This is a genomic window from Halalkalicoccus sp. CG83 (genome assembly GCF_037081715.1).
GTDB classification, from domain to species: domain Archaea; phylum Halobacteriota; class Halobacteria; order Halobacteriales; family Halalkalicoccaceae; genus Halalkalicoccus; species Halalkalicoccus ordinarius.
Map to the genome: position 1 here is coordinate 1992673 of NZ_JAZDDH010000001.1, position 15417 is coordinate 2008089.

General features: G+C 66.2%; 15 protein-coding genes. 12 read left to right on the forward strand and 3 right to left on the reverse strand.

Annotation, left to right across the window (positions count from 1 at the left end; all coding sequences use genetic code 11):
* The first annotated feature begins 91 nt into the window (after positions 1-91).
* The 5 genes from V0Z78_RS10460 to V0Z78_RS10480 all read left to right on the forward strand — a co-directional run bounded on the left by V0Z78_RS10460 (position 92) and on the right by V0Z78_RS10480 (position 4031).
* Complete coding sequence (locus V0Z78_RS10460; protein ID WP_336344572.1) at positions 92-1144, forward strand: zinc-dependent alcohol dehydrogenase family protein; 1053 nt, start codon at positions 92-94, stop codon at positions 1142-1144.
* Between the two features lie 70 nt (positions 1145-1214).
* Entirely contained in the window at positions 1215-1430 is a 216-nt protein-coding gene (locus tag V0Z78_RS10465; protein ID WP_336344573.1) for a hypothetical protein, read from the forward strand.
* Between the two features lie 211 nt (positions 1431-1641).
* Positions 1642-2325 (forward strand): haloacid dehalogenase type II, encoded by a 684-nt coding sequence (locus V0Z78_RS10470; protein ID WP_336344574.1) that lies wholly within the window; start codon positions 1642-1644, stop codon positions 2323-2325.
* Between the two features lie 339 nt (positions 2326-2664).
* Positions 2665-3549: a 3-hydroxyacyl-CoA dehydrogenase family protein gene (locus V0Z78_RS10475; protein WP_336344575.1), complete on the forward strand. Its 885-nt coding sequence runs from the start codon at positions 2665-2667 to the stop codon at positions 3547-3549.
* Between the two features lie 53 nt (positions 3550-3602).
* Positions 3603-4031: a helix-turn-helix domain-containing protein gene (locus V0Z78_RS10480; protein ID WP_336344576.1), complete on the forward strand. Its 429-nt coding sequence runs from the start codon at positions 3603-3605 to the stop codon at positions 4029-4031.
* Positions 4032-4040: 9 nt separating this feature from the next.
* On the opposite strand, the gene V0Z78_RS10485 is transcribed toward V0Z78_RS10480, so the two are convergent.
* The gene (locus V0Z78_RS10485) at positions 4041-5939 is read right to left on the reverse strand and encodes an archaea-specific SMC-related protein (protein ID WP_336344577.1); all 1899 of its coding nucleotides are present in this window, start codon (positions 5937-5939) and stop codon (positions 4041-4043) included.
* 73 nt (positions 5940-6012) lie between these two features.
* On the reverse strand, positions 6013-6654 hold the full coding sequence (gene rdfA / locus V0Z78_RS10490) for a rod-determining factor RdfA (protein WP_336344578.1): 642 nt from the start codon (positions 6652-6654) through the stop codon (positions 6013-6015).
* A 300-nt stretch (positions 6655-6954) separates the two neighbouring features.
* Between rdfA and dgoD the strand changes: the two genes are divergently transcribed.
* Positions 6955-8106: a galactonate dehydratase gene (dgoD, locus tag V0Z78_RS10495; RefSeq protein ID WP_336344579.1), complete on the forward strand. Its 1152-nt coding sequence runs from the start codon at positions 6955-6957 to the stop codon at positions 8104-8106.
* A gap of 57 nt (positions 8107-8163) precedes the next feature.
* Here the strand turns inward: dgoD and melA are convergent, their stop codons facing one another.
* Positions 8164-9471, reverse strand: a complete 1308-nt coding sequence (gene melA, locus V0Z78_RS10500) for an alpha-glucosidase/alpha-galactosidase (protein WP_336344580.1) — start codon at positions 9469-9471, stop codon at positions 8164-8166.
* 382 nt (positions 9472-9853) lie between these two features.
* On the opposite strand from melA, the gene V0Z78_RS10505 reads away from it, so the two are divergent.
* The 6 genes from V0Z78_RS10505 (at position 9854) to V0Z78_RS10530 (ending at position 15401) form a co-directional block, all read left to right on the forward strand.
* Positions 9854-10984: an ABC transporter ATP-binding protein gene (locus V0Z78_RS10505; protein ID WP_336344581.1), complete on the forward strand. Its 1131-nt coding sequence runs from the start codon at positions 9854-9856 to the stop codon at positions 10982-10984.
* A gap of 147 nt (positions 10985-11131) precedes the next feature.
* Entirely contained in the window at positions 11132-12439 is a 1308-nt protein-coding gene (locus V0Z78_RS10510; protein ID WP_336344582.1) for an extracellular solute-binding protein, read from the forward strand.
* 21 nt (positions 12440-12460) lie between these two features.
* Entirely contained in the window at positions 12461-13435 is a 975-nt protein-coding gene (locus tag V0Z78_RS10515; protein ID WP_336344583.1) for a carbohydrate ABC transporter permease, read from the forward strand.
* Complete coding sequence (locus V0Z78_RS10520) at positions 13435-14295, forward strand: carbohydrate ABC transporter permease (RefSeq protein WP_336344584.1); 861 nt, start codon at positions 13435-13437, stop codon at positions 14293-14295. Before V0Z78_RS10515 ends, V0Z78_RS10520 begins: the two co-directional genes overlap by 1 nt.
* A gap of 3 nt (positions 14296-14298) precedes the next feature.
* Positions 14299-14949 (forward strand): hypothetical protein, encoded by a 651-nt coding sequence (locus tag V0Z78_RS10525; RefSeq protein ID WP_336344585.1) that lies wholly within the window; start codon positions 14299-14301, stop codon positions 14947-14949.
* Positions 14946-15401: a hypothetical protein gene (locus tag V0Z78_RS10530; RefSeq protein ID WP_336344586.1), complete on the forward strand. Its 456-nt coding sequence runs from the start codon at positions 14946-14948 to the stop codon at positions 15399-15401. Before V0Z78_RS10525 ends, V0Z78_RS10530 begins: the two co-directional genes overlap by 4 nt.
* Positions 15402-15417 lie beyond the last annotated feature (16 nt).

Genomic DNA, 15417 nt, shown 5'->3' on the forward strand with positions numbered 1-15417 from the left:
GGCCGGGGTCCGAGGGTCCGTATCGAACTCCGGGATCGACTACTCGTTCCGGAGGCGGAGCGTTGGTATGGTTCGATCCCCTTCCGGAGGTATGGAGGCGATCGTTCTCGAGGAACACGGAGCCCCCCTGCGGGTTCGGGAGGTCGAGAAGCCGACGGCACCCGACCACGGCGTCGTCGTCGACGTCGAGGCGTGTGGCATCTGTCGATCGGACTGGCACGCCTGGCGGGGCCACGGCGAGTGGGTGGACGACGTGCCGCCGGCGGGCCAGATCCTCGGCCACGAGCCCGCCGGCCGGGTCGTCGAGGTCGGCGAGAGCGTCGACCGCATCGAGCGAGGCGACCGGGTCGCCGTCCCGTTCAGCCTCGGCGAGGGCCGCTGTCCGCAGTGTCGAAACGGCCACGGCAACGTCTGCGAGGACGGGATCGCGCTGGGGTTCGAGCCCGCGGGTCAGGGCGCGTTCGCCGACCAGGTCGCCGTCCCGTACGCCGACTACAACCTCACCGTCCTCCCCGAGGACGTCTCCGCACGGGCGATGGCGGCGCTCGGCTGTCGGTACATGACCGCCTACCACGCGCTCGCCCACCGCGCCGACCTCACGCCCGGCGACGCGGTCGCGGTCCACGGCTGTGGCGGCGTCGGCCTCTCGGCGATCCAGATCGCCCGCGCGCTGGGTGCGACCGTCATCGCGGTCGACGTTCGCGAGGAGGCCCTCGAGAAGGCACGCGAACTCGGGGCTCACGAGACCGTGAACGGCGAGGGGAGGGTGGTCGAGGAGATCCGTGAACTGACCGGCGGCGGCGCGTCGATCTCGATCGACGCGCTCGGCATCGCCCAGACCTGTCGAAACTCCGTAGCGTGTCTCGCTCGTCGCGGCCAACACCTCCAACTCGGACTGACGACGGACGACGAACGCGGCGAGATCCCGCTTCCCACCGACGCGATGGTCGGCCGCGAGATCGACTTCCTCGGCGCGCGCGGGATGCCGTCGACGAGGTACGACGAGCTGCTGCGGTTCGTCGAGAGCGGGGCGATCGATCCCGGCGCGCTGGTCACGAACGTCGTCTCCCTCGAGGCGGTTCCCGACCGAATCGCCGCGATGGGCGAGTTCGACGCCGTCGGCATCGAGGTCTGCGAGCCGTAAGCGTGGCCCGTCGGCCGGAGTCGACTGTGGGGACGAGATTAATGATCGTTCGCCGTGAAGGCCCTCCCGTATGTCGCCACAGCTCTCGGACGACCCGCAGGCGGTGGTCGTCTCGCACGAGAACCTCGAGTACGAGTTCGAGAAGGTCGACGACACGACGGTCCGCTATCGTTTCGCCCGCGAGGACCGTCCCGGAGGCTCGGAACGAACCGACCGGATCGACCTGGATGACGTCCCTCAGGTCGTGATGGACGAACTCCGGACCAACGGTTACAGCCACGAGTAGTCGTCCTCCCGCGACCGACCTGCGTCCGGCGGGACGTGATCCACGGACGCCGTGCCGACTACGGGACGGAACGGGGCGGACGCCGTCGTCATCCTCCGTAGTCTCGGAGACGAGGACGGAGACCCCGACTCGCTCACGGACCGTCGACGGGCGTGAGCGAGGAGGAGACGAACGCACCAGCGTTTTCCCCGCGGCGGTCGAAGGCCGGCGTATGTCGTTCGATCCCGAGCGGGTGACGACGGTCACGTTCGACTCATACAGCACCCTCGTCGACGTCGACGCGGCGGAGGAGGCGCTCGCAGAGCGCGTCGAGGACCCCCAGCCGGTCTCGAAGCTCTGGCGCGCCCGGTCGCTCGAGTACACGTTCGTCGCGAACCAGATCGACGCCTACCAGCCGTTCTACGAGATGAACCGCGACGCGCTCCAGTACGCGCTCGACGCCCACGGGGCGGACGTCTCCGAGGACGAGCGCGACGAGATCCTCGCGGTCTACCACGAACTCGACGTCTTCGACGACGTTCGGGACGGCATCGAGCGGCTTCGGGACGGCGGCTACGACCCGTACGTCGTCTCGAACGGCAACCCCGAGATGCTCGAATCGATGGTGGAGCACGCTGACATCGGCGACCTCCTCGAGGACACCATCAGTGCCGACGAGATCGAGACGTTCAAGCCCGACGCCGAGATCTACCGCCACGCCGCCGCCCGGACGGGTACGCCCATCGACGAGATCGCCCACGTCACCGCCGGCTGGTTCGACGTGATGGGCGCCCAGCACGCGGGGATGCAGGGCGTCTGGATCGACCGCAAGGGATCGTCGTGGGAGCCCTTCGACGGCGAACCGGCGCTCACGATCGACTCGTTCTACGACCTGGCCGACGAACTCGGCGTCTGAGTCCCCTCGACCCACACCGGGTCGTCGACCGGCTTCCCGGCCCCGTGTCGGTTCGGCGGACTCCGTTCGCTCGTTTCTGCGAACCGACGTTCGCCGTCCCGCCCGTTCGATCGGAGTTCGCGGGTCTGCCGAGTGATTTCGTATCGCACCATTCCGTTCATCGTCGACGAACGAGCCCGGTCGCTACGGATCAACGCTTCCGATCGAGTGGGGGTTCCGGTCCCGTTTCACGGCGAGAGCGGCCGAGAAACGCGCGAACGGCGGGTTCGGACGGTGAACCGTCTCGGCCGCTCTCGTCGTCAAAACGATTAACGGGCCGCTCTTCGCACTCGGAGACATATGAATGTCGGCGTGCTCGGCGCGGGAACGATGGGCCGCGGCATCGCGCAGGTCTGTGCGACCGCCGGCCATCGGGTAACGGTTCGCGATCTCGATCCCGAACTCGTCGATCGAGGGATCGAGTCGATCGCTTCTACCCTCGAGGAGGGGGTCGACCGTGGAAAGGTGGACCCCGGGGATCGAGAAGCCGCCCTCGAGCGGATCTCGGGCACGACGGAGCTCGCGGAGGCGGTCGTGGGCGCCGATCTCGTCGTGGAGGCCGTCCCCGAGGAGATGGAGCTGAAGCGGGAGACGGTCACGGCGGTCGAGGACGCCGCCAACCCTGGTACCGTGATCGCGTCGAACACCTCGTCGCTTCCGCTGACGGAGATCGCGAGCACGCTCGAACGACCCGAGCGGGCGATCGGCCTCCACTTCTTCAACCCGGTCCACCTGATGGACCTCGTCGAGGTCGTCGCCGCCGAGCAGACCGCGGCGGAGACCGTCGAGTTCGCCGAGGAGTTCGTCGAGGGGATCGAGAAGGAACCCGTCGTGATCCGCGACACACCCGGCTTCGCGACCTCACGGCTGGGCGTCGCGATCGGGGTCGAGGCGATCCGGATGGTCGAACGGGGCGTCGCCAGCCCCGCAGCCATCGACCGGGCGATGGAGCTCGGCTACAACCACCCGATGGGCCCGCTCGAACTCGGAGACGTCGTCGGTCTCGACGTTCGCCTCGACATCCTCGAGGGGCTACGCGAGGAGCTCGGCGAACGGTTTCGCCCGCCACAGCTCCTGCGGCGGAAGGTCCGTGCGGGCAAGCTCGGCAGGAAGAGCGGCGAGGGGTTCTACGTCTGGGAGGACGGCGAGCGCGTCGCCATGAGCGGCGACTGGGACGAGCGGTGAGCCCGAATCGGCCACGCCGGAAGACATAGTTATTTGTAACAAGAAGCAGGTTCATGGGACGGTTAGACGGGGTCGACGCGGACGAACTGCGGGCGCGGCTCGCGGACGCCGACGACCCGAAGGCGATTCGGCGGCTGGTGATCGCGCTCGCCTACGACGACGGCGAGTCGGTTCGGACGCTGAGTCGGCGGTACGGGTTCCCGACGTCGACGATCTACTACTGGCTCGACCGGTTCGAGTCCCGATCGCTCGAATCGGCGCTCGCCGACGGCTCGAGGCCGGGCCGTCCAAGCGAACTGACGGCACGACAGCGTCGCGAACTCGAGGGGACGCTCGCGGACCCGCCGTCGGACCACGGCTACGACGCCGACCGGTGGACGTCCGAACTCGTCCGGCGATACGTCGCCTCGGCGTACGGCGTCGAGTACTCGACCAGACACGTGCGCCGGCTGTTCGGCGAGGCGCTCGATTCGTACAAATAGTTCTGTCCGTCAGATCTCAGTGATCCGCGTGTAGGAGTCGTCGAGAGCAGCGGCGTCCTCGGGCAGAAGCGCGACGACGACGTAGGGGGCGTACTGGTCGAGGTAGTCGATCAGGGCCGCGATACGTTCGGAGTCGAGCGCCTCGAGCGAGTCGAGCAGCATGAACGGAACGCGTTCGTGGACGTCGTGGACGAGATAGCCCGCGAGTGCGACGATCAGCCCGGTCACCTCCCGTTCGCTCTCGCTGAGGTGGTCGACCGAGTCCTCGTACGTCGTCCCCTCGTCGGTGATCCGGGTGATGTGGAGGTCGAACGTCGCCTCCTCGCCGGTCGTGGGCTCGAGTCGCTCGAGCCAGATCCGCTCGAGGTTCGCGTACTCGAGCAGGCCCAGTACGGTGTTCATGTGCTCGTTGAACGCCCCGATCGCCTCGCGTTCGATGCGTTCGATCCGCGTTCGCTGCTCCTCGAGCTCCTCGCGGATCTCCTCGCGGCGGGTCTCGAGCTCCTCGCGCTTCTCGAGGCGCGACTCGATCTCGTCGATCTCCCCCTCGATGGCGTCGAACTCCCGTTCGAGTCGGTCGCGCTCGAGTTCGTGGCGAGTGACCGCCTTCTGTGTCGAGAGCAGCTCCGCGTCGTCGCCGTCGTCCTCGACCTCACGCTCGAGCGCCTCGATCTCGTCGAGCAGCTCCCCGCGGCGCGTCTCCAGCTCCTCGATGCGTTCGTTCCGGTCCTCGAGCTCCGACTCGACGGTCTCGAGCTTTCGTTCGAGCCGGTCGCGCTCCTCCCGTGTCTCGCGGTAGTCCGCCCGCTCGCGTTTGAGCGAGTCGAGCTCCGCGTCGATCTCGTTTCGTTGCTCGAGTTTCTCGCGCCTGAGTTCGCGCAGCTCCGAGAGGGTGGACTCGATACGGTCGGTCTCGACCGTGCTGCCGCAGGTCCAGCACGTGACCTCCGTCGATCGGTCCGACAGGAGGCGGTCGGTCACGACCCCGTCCTCCTCGTCCCCGTCTGCGATCAGCTCGGGATACTCCGCGTCGGCGAGGTTCTCGTTGAACTGGATGACCGTCTGGAGCTGTGAGACGATCTCGTCGAGCTCCCCCTTGCGACCCCGGAGCCGCTCGATGCGCGAGGCCAGCTCGTCGAGCGTCTCCTCCTCGGCGACCGATCGGTCACCGAGCGACTCGCGAAGCTCCGTCCGCTCCGCCTCGAGCGAGTCGACGCTCGCCCGCTCGGTCTCGAGGTCGTAGGTGACGTCTTCGAGGGTCGTCCGCGCCTCCTGGAGCGCGTCGAATCGCTCGGAGGTCCCTCCGTCCTCCGATCGTCGGGTGCCCTCCAGCGTCTCGCGCGCCCTCTCGAGGTCGGCCTCGGCCTCCTCGAGTTCGGACCGGACGCGCGTCCGGTCCTCCTCCAGCGACCGCAGCTCCCGGCCGGCGGCCGAGAGCTCGGCCAGCTCCTCGCTGACGTCGCGCTTCTCGGCCTGGAGACGTTCGATCGTCGTCTCGATCGACTCGACGTCGACCGGCCGGAGGATGAGTTCGCGGAGGTCGTCGCCGCGAACGACCGCCCGCCGTGCCGCGTTCGACTCGAGGAGGAACGCGAACAGGTCCGCGATCTGGGGGTCCTCGAGGTAGGGATCGCCCTCGAAGTGGAGCGTCCCGTTGGTCCGTGTGAGCTCGCGCGTGTAGATCCGCTCTCCGAGTTCGAGTTCGGCACGTCCGCTCGCCGCGTCACCCTTCAGCGAGGCCCGCTCGCTCCCCAGCGCCGCCATGATGGCCTGGAGGAGCGACGTCCGGTTGGTCGCGTTTCGTCCGGCGAGCGCGGTGACTCCGGGTCCGAACTCGACGGTCGTAGACGTGATCCCGCCGACGTTCTCGGCGTGTATCGTCGCCTCCGGGTGCTCCTGCGGGGACATGAAATCCGAATCGGCCGTTCGGCGTATAAAGGTTCAGGTGTTCTCGCGGTCCCTTACGGCAGTACCGGTGTAATCAATCGCCCTCGCTACACGAACAGCCGCCCGACTCGAGAAACGACGCCGCGGAGCTGACGCTCCCGCAGGTCTCGCAGGTCACCCTGACGTCGACGAACACGCTCGACTCCTCCCCTGCGAGGAGTCCCGCAGCCGTCAGCCGGTCGATCGAGTCGGCCGTGACCGCCCGCGTTCGGTTCGCGAGCGCGTTGATCTTGTCGATCTCGCGCTCGATGCGTTCCTCGGGCTTCGGCTCGGCGTTCGAGGGGTGCGAGGCTCCCCGGTGGTCGGTGAGATACGTGTAGATCGACTGGTGGGAGACGAAATCCGACTCGAGGCTCTCGACCCCGATGCCCGTTCGTTCGAGCTCCCGGCGGGCCTGCTGGCGCATTCCGGCGCTCACGTCGTCGTCGGTGAGCAGCCGATACCGCGTCTCCACGTCGCCCTCGAGCGATCGAGCGTCCGCGTCCTCGAGTGCGGCCTCGAGTACCCGCCGGTTGAACAGGTCCGCGAGCGCCCGCAAGCTGTACCGGTCGTCTCCGTCGCCGGTCCACCGAGCCTCGAGCTCCGCACCCGTCCCGTCGAGCCCGTACTTCCCGATGATCCGTCCGACCTTTCCGCCCCGCTCGGACGCGCTCGGTTCCGTCTGGTCGTCGGACATCCGTCCGTCCTTCCGCCCTCCGCCGTCTTAAATCCGCGGACCGTTTCCCGTCAGCGAACGGATCCCTCGGTACGGTACGTCATCTCGACCGCGTTGCTCGCGCTGACGACCAGTCCGACGACGTCCTCCTCGGGTGTCTTGCCGCTCGTACGGTCGATTCGGAGACCGTGATCGCACCGATCGGCCGGTCGTCCGCGAGCACGGGGACGGCGACGTACTGCCAGTCGGAACGGACGACCGTCTCATCGGAACCGAACCACTGAACACCGTGCTCGAACGCCGTCCACGGGAGAACGACTCATGAAGATCACCGACTACGAACTGTACGAGGTACCGCCACGCTGGCTCTTCCTCCGGCTCGAGACGAGCGACGGGCTCGTCGGCTGGGGCGAACCCGTCGTCGAGGGTCGCGCAAAGACCGTCCGCGCCGCCGTCGAGGAGCTGATGGAGAACTACCTGCTCGGCGAGGACCCCTCACGGATCGAGGACCACTGGCAGCGGATGTACCGCGGCGGGTTCTATCGGGGCGGTCCGGTCCTCATGAGCGCGATCGCGGGCGTCGACCAGGCGCTCTGGGACATCAAGGGCAAGCGGTTCGGCGCGCCGGTCTACGAACTACTCGGCGGGCGGGCGCGCGATCGGATCCGTGTCTACCAGTGGATCGGCGGGGACCGCCCGAGCGAAGTCGGCGAGGCGGCCGCAGAGAAGGTGAGCGAGGGGTTCACCGGGCTGAAGATGAACGCCACGAGCGAGATGCGCCGCGTCGACACGCCCGCTGCCGTCCAGTCGGCACGGGATCGACTCTCGGAGGTCCGCGAGGCGGTCGGCCCCGAGGTCGACATCGGCGTGGACTTCCATGGCCGGGTGACCAAGCCGATGGCGAAGCGTCTGGCGAAGGCGCTCGAACCCTACGAGCCGATGTTCATCGAGGAGCCCGTGTTGCCCGAGCACAACGACGCCCTGCCGGCGATCGCGGCTCACACGACGATCCCGATCGCCACGGGCGAGCGGATGTTCTCCCGGTGGGACTTCAAGCAGGTGTTCGAGAACGGCGGGGTCGACCTGATCCAGCCCGACCTCTCGCACGCCGGTGGCATCACCGAGGTGAACAAGATCGCGAGTATGGCCGAGGCGTACGACGTCGCGCTCGCGCCCCACTGCCCGCTCGGGCCGATCGCGCTGGCGTCGTGCATCCAGGTCGACGTCTGCTCGCCGAACGCCCTGATCCAGGAACAGAGCCTCGACATCCACTACAACCGGGGCGGCGACGTCCTCGACTACCTCGCCGACCCGGGCGTCTTCGAGTACGACGACGGCTACGTCGACGTCCCCTCCGAGCCGGGGCTGGGGATCGAACCGAACGAGGCGTACATCGAGAAGCAGGCCGAGAAGACGGTCGACTGGCACAATCCGATCTGGCGCCACGACGACGGCAGCGTCGCGGAGTGGTGAGTCGTCGAGGACTGCACCAGGTGGCTTCGACGTTCGGACTCCAGGTCCGCCTCTCGATCACGCGAGTTCAGGGAGATACTCCTCGTTGGCCTCGATCAGCTCCTCGGTCATCTCGTGGGCCTCATCCAGCGTGAGAGCCGCCGACGTCAGCGGGTCGAGCTTGATCGCCTGATGGATCGCCTCGCAGTCGTTCTCGAGCGCGCCAGTCACCGTCCGCTCCTGGACGGCGATCTGGGTTCGGTCCAGCGCGGCCAACTGCGGCGGGAGCTCTCCCACGGAACAGGGTCGGACGCCGGTTCCGTCGATCAGACAGGGCACCTCGACGCAGGCATCGCCGGGGAGGTTCGCGATCAGTCCTCCGTCGTTGGGGACGTTGAGGTTGAGCCGGCGAGGCTCGCCGGTCTCGAGCGAGTGGATCAGCCGCGAGGCGTACTCCTCCGAGCGCTCGATTTCGAGGTCCGCGAGGTCGACGTCGTGTTCGGGATCGTCGCGCTCGTTCGACCTGGCCTTCCAGCCCTCGAGGTAGGTCGCCGTCGCCATGCGTTCGGCGTACCCGTCGCCGGCCATCTCCTCGATCGTCTCCTGCTCGGTCCGGAAGTAGGGGACGTACTCACTCACGTGGTGGCTCGACTCGGTGGGGAACGCGCCGAAGTGGCGCAGCATCTCGAAGCGAACGGTGTCCCTCCGGTAGGTGTCGGGATCGGCCATCGCCTCCTCGAGTAGGGGATAGACGTCCTCGCCGTCGTGTTCGCACTCGAGAAACCACGCCATGTGGTTGACGCCGGCGACCCAGTACTCGAGCTCCTCCTGCGAAACGCCGACGTACTCGGCGATCGCCTCGGCCGTATGGGGGACGCTGTGACAGAGACCGACGGTCTCGACGTCGGTCGCCTCCGCCATCACCCAGCAGACGATCGCCATGGGGTTGGTGTAGTTCAACAGAAGCGCGTCGGGACAGAGCTCCTCCATGTCGCGGGCGATCTCGAGCATCGTCGGGATCGTCCGCAGCCCGCGAAAGACGCCACCGGGTCCCAGCGTGTCGCCGATCGCCTGTTCGACGCCGTATCGCTCGGGGATGCGGATCTCGTTCTCGAACGGTTCGGTGCCGCCGACGTTGATCATGTTGAACACGTAGTCCGCGCCATCGAGCGCCGCCCAGCGGTCGGTCGTCGACTCGATCGTCGCGCCGACGCCGCCGTTCTCCACCATCGCCTCCGCGGCCTCCGTGGCCTTCGCCAGTCGGGCCTCATCGACGTCCATCAGTCGGATCGTGCTGTCCTCGAGTTCGGGAAACGAGAGCATGTCGCCGACCAGCTTCCTGGCGAAGACCATGCTACCCGCTCCGACGAAGGTGATCGTTGGCATACCCTCACGGTCCGGACTGAGTGACATAACCCTAGCGGGACAAAGGCCGAGCGAGCGACGGCATCGCGACGAACGAGAGAGCCGAACTCGCGGACGACGGTCGTTCGAAGCCGATCCGATCGCCCGCTTCGAGGACGGCCGACCGGGAGAAAAGGATAAGTGGATCGGTAAACGAACGTCTGGGAGTCAGCAGCAGCGCGCGCACTGCGAACACCGAGAGACGGTGGGGACCTCTCCGATCGGCTCCACCTTCCGTCGATCTCGGAGTGCTGGAGACCGGCGTAATCGTACTCGATCGAGTCGTCGGGCCCGAGACGTCGGAGCACGTTCGCCGTGCTAGGAGAACACAATTGTTATATAACGAAACCAGTAGGTGGGAAGTATGGGACGAATCGACATGCGGAATGTCACCAAAGTATTCGGTGACGCGGGACAGCAGGTCCTCGCCGTCGATGACTTCGATCTCACGATCGAGGACGGCGAGTTCCTGGTGCTCGTCGGGCCCTCGGGCTGTGGCAAATCGACCACGCTACGCACAATCGCCGGGCTCGAGGAGGTGACCGAGGGGACGATCAGCATCGACGGCGAGGACATCACCCACGAGAAACCGAAGGACCGGGACATCGCGATGGTGTTCCAGAACTACGCCCTCTACCCGCACATGACCGCCCGGGAGAACATGGCGTTCGGGCTGAAGATGACGACTGACCTCTCCGAGGAGGAGATCGACCAACGGGTGCGGGAGGCCGCCCAGATGATGGGGATCGAGGACCTGCTCGAGAGCAAACCCGGGGAGCTCTCGGGCGGTCAGCAACAACGGGTCGCTCTCGGTCGATCGATCGTCAGGGAGCCCAAGGTGTTTCTGATGGACGAGCCGCTGTCGAACCTCGACGCGAAACTCAGAACGACGATGCGGACCGAGCTCCAGGACCTCCAACGGCGCCTCAACACGACCGCCGTCTACGTGACCCACGATCAGACCGAGGCGATGACGATGGGTGACCGGATCGTGGTGCTCGACGAGGGGCGGCTCCAGCAGGTCGGCACGCCGCTCGAGTGCTATCAGAAGCCGAACAACGTGTTCGTCGCGGGGTTTATCGGTTCGCCGGGGATGAACTTCCTCGACGTGCGCAACGAGAACGGCCGGCTGGTCCACGAGGCCTTCGAGTACGAACTCTCGGAGGAGACCGCCACCGAACTCGAGGAGGCGGGGGCGGGTACGGACCTCGTCCTCGGCGTTCGTCCGGAGGACATCCGGGTCGCCTCGGAGGCCACCGAGCGAAACCGGATCACGGTCGAACCGAAGGTGGTCGAGCCGGTCGGAGACGTGACCTACGTCCACTTCGACGTCGGTGACGTGGACGTTACGGCGACGATAAGTGGCGATGTTCACGTCCAGGTGGGAGAGGCTCTCGACGTCGTCTTCCCCGAGGAACGCATCCACGTCTTCGATGGAGCCACCGAGGAGGCGATCAAGAACAGCGACCGAGAGCTACTGAGCGTACCGAGCTGAACGGTAGTCGACGAATCGAGCTCACTCCCACCAACCGCCCGGGCTTGGATATCGTACGAAGCGTACCACGAACCGTACGTCTCCCCTCGTTTACACGGTGTCGAAAAAATCCAGTAACTTTATGAGTAGTTGATCGAGAGTAGGTCCATGGATAATAATGGACTATCTCGAAGGACCCTGATCAAGGTGACGGCGGGCGGTTCGGTCGTCGCGCTGGCGGGCTGTCTCGGCGGGGACGGTGGCGACGGCGGGGACGGCGGCAGCGAGGAGGACGACGTCGAGGAGGTCGAGCTCGGCGAGGGGGACGTCACCCTCGAGTTCTCCGCCTGGGGCGAGGGCGTCGAACGACAGACCGTCGAGGACATGCTGGCGTCGTACGCCGAACAGAACGACCAGGTCGGGGTGGAGTTCCAGCACGTCCCGCAGGACTACGCCGACCGGCTCCGGACGCAGTTCGGCGCCGGCGAGGAGCCCGACGCCTTCTACATCGGCCTCGAGAACGTCGGCGAGTTCGAGGACGTTCTCGTCAACCTCGAACCGGAGCTGGACCAGGAGCTCCTCGACGACATGGACGACGCGGTTCTGGACGCGGTCTACCCGCGCGAGGGGCTGCCGTTCATCCCGAAGGACTTCCAGTACGGCGCGCTGATCCACAACACCGAGGTGCTCTCGAACGCCGGCTACGACGAGTTCCCCGAGAACTGGAACGAGTTCCGCTCCATGCTCGAGGCCATCGACGAGGGCGGCGAGGTCGACTACCCGATCGTCGACTGGGACCCCTACTTCATGGTGTACGCGTTCATGTCCGCGAACGGCGGCCAGGTCATGAACGACGATCATACCGAGTGCGTGATCGACTCCGAGGAGAACGTCGAGGCGCTCGAGTTCCTCCAGGGGCTGCGGGAGGACGAGTTGCTGGGAATCGGCACCGAGGTCGGGGCCGACGCCGAGCACGCCATCCTCGGCGAGCAACAGACCGCGATGATCTTCGGCGGCGGCTGGATCATCGCCGAGATCGGGGGCGACTACGAGGAGATGGACGAGATCATGGACATCGCGGTCCCGCCGTATCAGGAGGGCGAGGAGCCCGGGACGCTCATCCTCACCGCGGGCTACGCGGTTTCCCAGAACGGCGACCACATCGACGAGTCGATCGACATGGTCCAGTACCTGATGGGCGACGGTATGGTACCGTGGCTCGAGACCGGCATCGCCCTCTCGGTCCGGGAGTCCCTCCGCGAAGAGGTGGAGCTCTACCAGGAGGACGAGCGCTACCAGCGGTGGTTCGAGATGAGCGAGTACCCCCGACACACGGCCCAGGAGTACGGCCCGCAGACACAGGAGATCCTCAGCAACATCAACCCACAGATCCAGGGGATCTACCAGGGCGAGGTCGAACCCGCCGACGCCGTCGCGACGATCGAAGAGGAAGTCAACAACAACGTCCTCAACTGAGGATCGAGACCGACACAGACCATGGCAACCAAAGACTCACGATCGACCGAGGGTGGCCTGACCGAGTTCGTCTCGATCGAGGCGTTCGATCGGCGGGACAACCTCGCGGCGCTGCTGTTCATCCTGCCGAACCTCATCGTCTTCACCGCCTTCCTGTTCATCCCGGTGGTGTTCGCCGTCTACCTCTCGTTCTCGGAGTGGCAGGTGCTCACCGGCGAGCTCCAGTTCATCGGTCTGGACAACTACCGCAGCCTCGTCTATCCGCTGCCCTGGGAGAACGACTGGGCCGTTCTGAGCACGCCGACGGTCAACCTGTGGTGGTGGGCCGTCTCGCGGACGATGATCTACACCGTCGGCGTCGTCCCCGTCGCGATCGCGGGCGGTCTCGCCGTGGCGCTCGTGCTCGACAGGCAGATCCGGTTCAAGAAGGCGTTTCGGGCCGCGTACTTCCTGCCCGTGATGCTCTCCGGTGCGATCAGCGCGATCATCTGGGGCTGGATCCTGAACCTCAACGGGATCGCCAACAACGTCCTCGCGCCGATCGGACTGGCACACAACTGGGTCGGCGATCCGTCGACCGCGCTGGGTGCGATCATGCTCATCGCCGTCTGGGCGGGGATCGGGTTCAACATGATCATCTTCCTCGCCGGACTCCAGAACATCCCCGACGAGCTCTACGAGGCGGCCCGCATCGACGGGACGAACGGCTGGCAGCGGTTCAGACACGTCACGTGGCCGAACCTCCAGAACACGTACTTCTTCGTGATCGTGCTCGCGATCATCTCCTCGTTCCAGGTGTTCGCGATCGCCTACGCGCTGACGAGCGGCGGTCCGTACTACGCCACGACGACAATCGTCGTCCTCATCTATCAGGAGGCGTTCCAGCACGACAGCATGGGGCTCGCCGCCGCGATGGCGATGCTGCTCTTTGTCGTCATCTTCGTGTTCAGCTACTACCAGTACCGAGCTCGCGGCAACGACGAGGTGACCTACTGATGGTGCGCTCGAACTACGACTATCCGGGCTACGAGCGCTCGGGGCCGGTCTACTGGGCGAAGAAGCTCCTGCTCTACGCGGGCGTCGTGTTCGGCGCGCTGTTGATGGTCGCGCCGTTCTACTGGACGGTCACGACGGCGCTCTCGGCGAACCCGGGCGCCGGCGTCGTGACGGTCATCCCCGAGACGATCACGTTCGAACACTTCATCGACCTGTTCACCGAACAGCCGGTCGGCCGGTGGTTCCTCAACGCCTTCATCTTCGCGGGCGCGGTAACGCTGTTCAACGTCACGTTCGACACGCTGGCGGGGTACGCCTTCGCGAAGCTGGACTTCTTCGCCCGTGAGAAGGTGTTCCTCCTGTTCATCGGGACGATGATGATCCCCGGGATGGTGACGCTCATCCCGGTCTACATCATCCTCGCGGAGCTCGGTTGGGTGAACACCTACCGCGGGCTGATCGCGCCGCTCATCGCGAGCCCGTTCGGGATCTTCCTGCTGCGTCAGTACTTCCTCGGGCTGCCCGACTCGCTCGGCGAGGCCGCCCGGATCGACGGCTGCAACAAGTTCCAGGCGTTCTACCACATCTACCTCCCGCTGGCGAAGCCGGCGGTGGCGACGCTCGGGATCTTCGCGTTCATGGGCGCGTGGAACAACTTCGAGTGGCCGCTGATCATCGCGACTGACCACGAGCTGTATACGCTCCCGGTCGCGCTGTTCCTCGTCCAGGGCCAGTACACGCAGAACTGGGGGCTGGTGATGGCGACGGCGGCGATCATGGTCGTTCCGATAATCGTCGCTTTCCTCTCGGCACAGCAGTACTTCATCCGCGGGATGACACTGAGCGGCATGAAGGGCTGATCCGTGGAGCGGGTTCCGGACCTCACCGGCTCGCTCGTCGTCGCCGTGAAGTTCACCTACCGACAGATCGTTCTCCTCGTGCTGCTCAGCATCGCGTTCTGGCTCGGCGTCGCCCTCCTCGTTCCGGCCGGAGCCGCCGTCATCGCGCTGTTCGAGACGATCCGCGTCGTTCCGGAGGAACACCGCTCCGACGTCTCCCTGCTGAAGGAGTACGTCCGATCGGTGGGGCGGAACCTCGTTCCGGGCCTGGCGCTCTCCGTTCCCCTGGTCGTCCCGCCGATCGCGACGCTCCTCTATCTCGAGCTGGCGCTCACGGAGACCTCCGGTTACCTCCTCGTCGCCGGCCTCCTGAGCGCCTACGTCACGCTCGTCGCGTTCTTCCTGGTCTTCAGGACCGCGAACGTCCGCTCGCTCGAGAAACGGGAGACGAGGGCGGCGTTCCGGCGGGCGCTCGACGTCTCCCGCGATCATCCGCACTTCACGGTGCTACACGTCTGCCTGATCGTCGCCGCGGCATCGCTCACGATCGTGCTCCCGCCGTTCGTCGTGCTGCTGTTTCCGGGGTTCGTTGCCGTTCTAGAGATCGTGTTCTACGAGGAGGCCTCGCATGCGGAAGAGTCACCAGTTCGGCGATACCTACGGACGATACGATGACGACGCGCAAGGTTCACCTCCTCTCGACGATCCCGACCGCGCTGCTCGCGCTCGTCGTCGGTCACCACCCGGCGTTCCTGATCGCCCTCGTCGCGGGCGTCCTCCTCCCGGAGATCGACACGATCAGTCGAACGTTCCATCGCTCGTGGATCTTCCACACGTTCCTTCCCCCGGCGATCGCGTTTCAGGCCGCGCTAACCCTCGGCGTCGAGACCGAGGCCGTCTACACCGCCATCCACTTCGTGACGGTCGGGATGGGACTGCACCTCCTGTTCGACTTCGTCTACCCGAAGACCCAGAGCCATCCCGGTGCGGAGTGGCCCGTTCGGCCGTCGATCTGGTCGGCTCCCTGGGGGCTGATGTGGCTCGGTCTCTCCTGGTTCGCCCAGTGGTTCCTCTACCTCTCGACCGCGTTCCTCCCCTGGCTGTTCGGCATCCCGGTGGGACGGTGACCGATCGTACGTCCCG

Excerpts from the sequence above, each read along its gene's own strand:
- V0Z78_RS10460 (WP_336344572.1), top strand. The coding sequence starts at position 92 with ATGGAGGCGATCGTTCTCGAGGAACACGGAGCCCCCCTGCGGGTTCGG.
- V0Z78_RS10465 (WP_336344573.1), top strand. The coding sequence starts at position 1,215 with ATGTCGCCACAGCTCTCGGACGACCCGCAGGCGGTGGTCGTCTCGCAC.
- V0Z78_RS10470 (WP_336344574.1), top strand. The coding sequence starts at position 1,642 with ATGTCGTTCGATCCCGAGCGGGTGACGACGGTCACGTTCGACTCATAC.
- V0Z78_RS10475 (WP_336344575.1), top strand. The coding sequence starts at position 2,665 with ATGAATGTCGGCGTGCTCGGCGCGGGAACGATGGGCCGCGGCATCGCG.
- V0Z78_RS10480 (WP_336344576.1), top strand. The coding sequence starts at position 3,603 with ATGGGACGGTTAGACGGGGTCGACGCGGACGAACTGCGGGCGCGGCTC.
- V0Z78_RS10485 (WP_336344577.1), bottom strand. The coding sequence starts at position 5,939 with ATGTCCCCGCAGGAGCACCCGGAGGCGACGATACACGCCGAGAACGTC.
- rdfA (WP_336344578.1), bottom strand. The coding sequence starts at position 6,654 with ATGTCCGACGACCAGACGGAACCGAGCGCGTCCGAGCGGGGCGGAAAG.
- dgoD (WP_336344579.1), top strand. The coding sequence starts at position 6,955 with ATGAAGATCACCGACTACGAACTGTACGAGGTACCGCCACGCTGGCTC.
- melA (WP_336344580.1), bottom strand. The coding sequence starts at position 9,471 with ATGCCAACGATCACCTTCGTCGGAGCGGGTAGCATGGTCTTCGCCAGG.
- V0Z78_RS10505 (WP_336344581.1), top strand. The coding sequence starts at position 9,854 with ATGGGACGAATCGACATGCGGAATGTCACCAAAGTATTCGGTGACGCG.
- V0Z78_RS10510 (WP_336344582.1), top strand. The coding sequence starts at position 11,132 with ATGGATAATAATGGACTATCTCGAAGGACCCTGATCAAGGTGACGGCG.
- V0Z78_RS10515 (WP_336344583.1), top strand. The coding sequence starts at position 12,461 with ATGGCAACCAAAGACTCACGATCGACCGAGGGTGGCCTGACCGAGTTC.
- V0Z78_RS10520 (WP_336344584.1), top strand. The coding sequence starts at position 13,435 with ATGGTGCGCTCGAACTACGACTATCCGGGCTACGAGCGCTCGGGGCCG.
- V0Z78_RS10530 (WP_336344586.1), top strand. The coding sequence starts at position 14,946 with ATGACGACGCGCAAGGTTCACCTCCTCTCGACGATCCCGACCGCGCTG.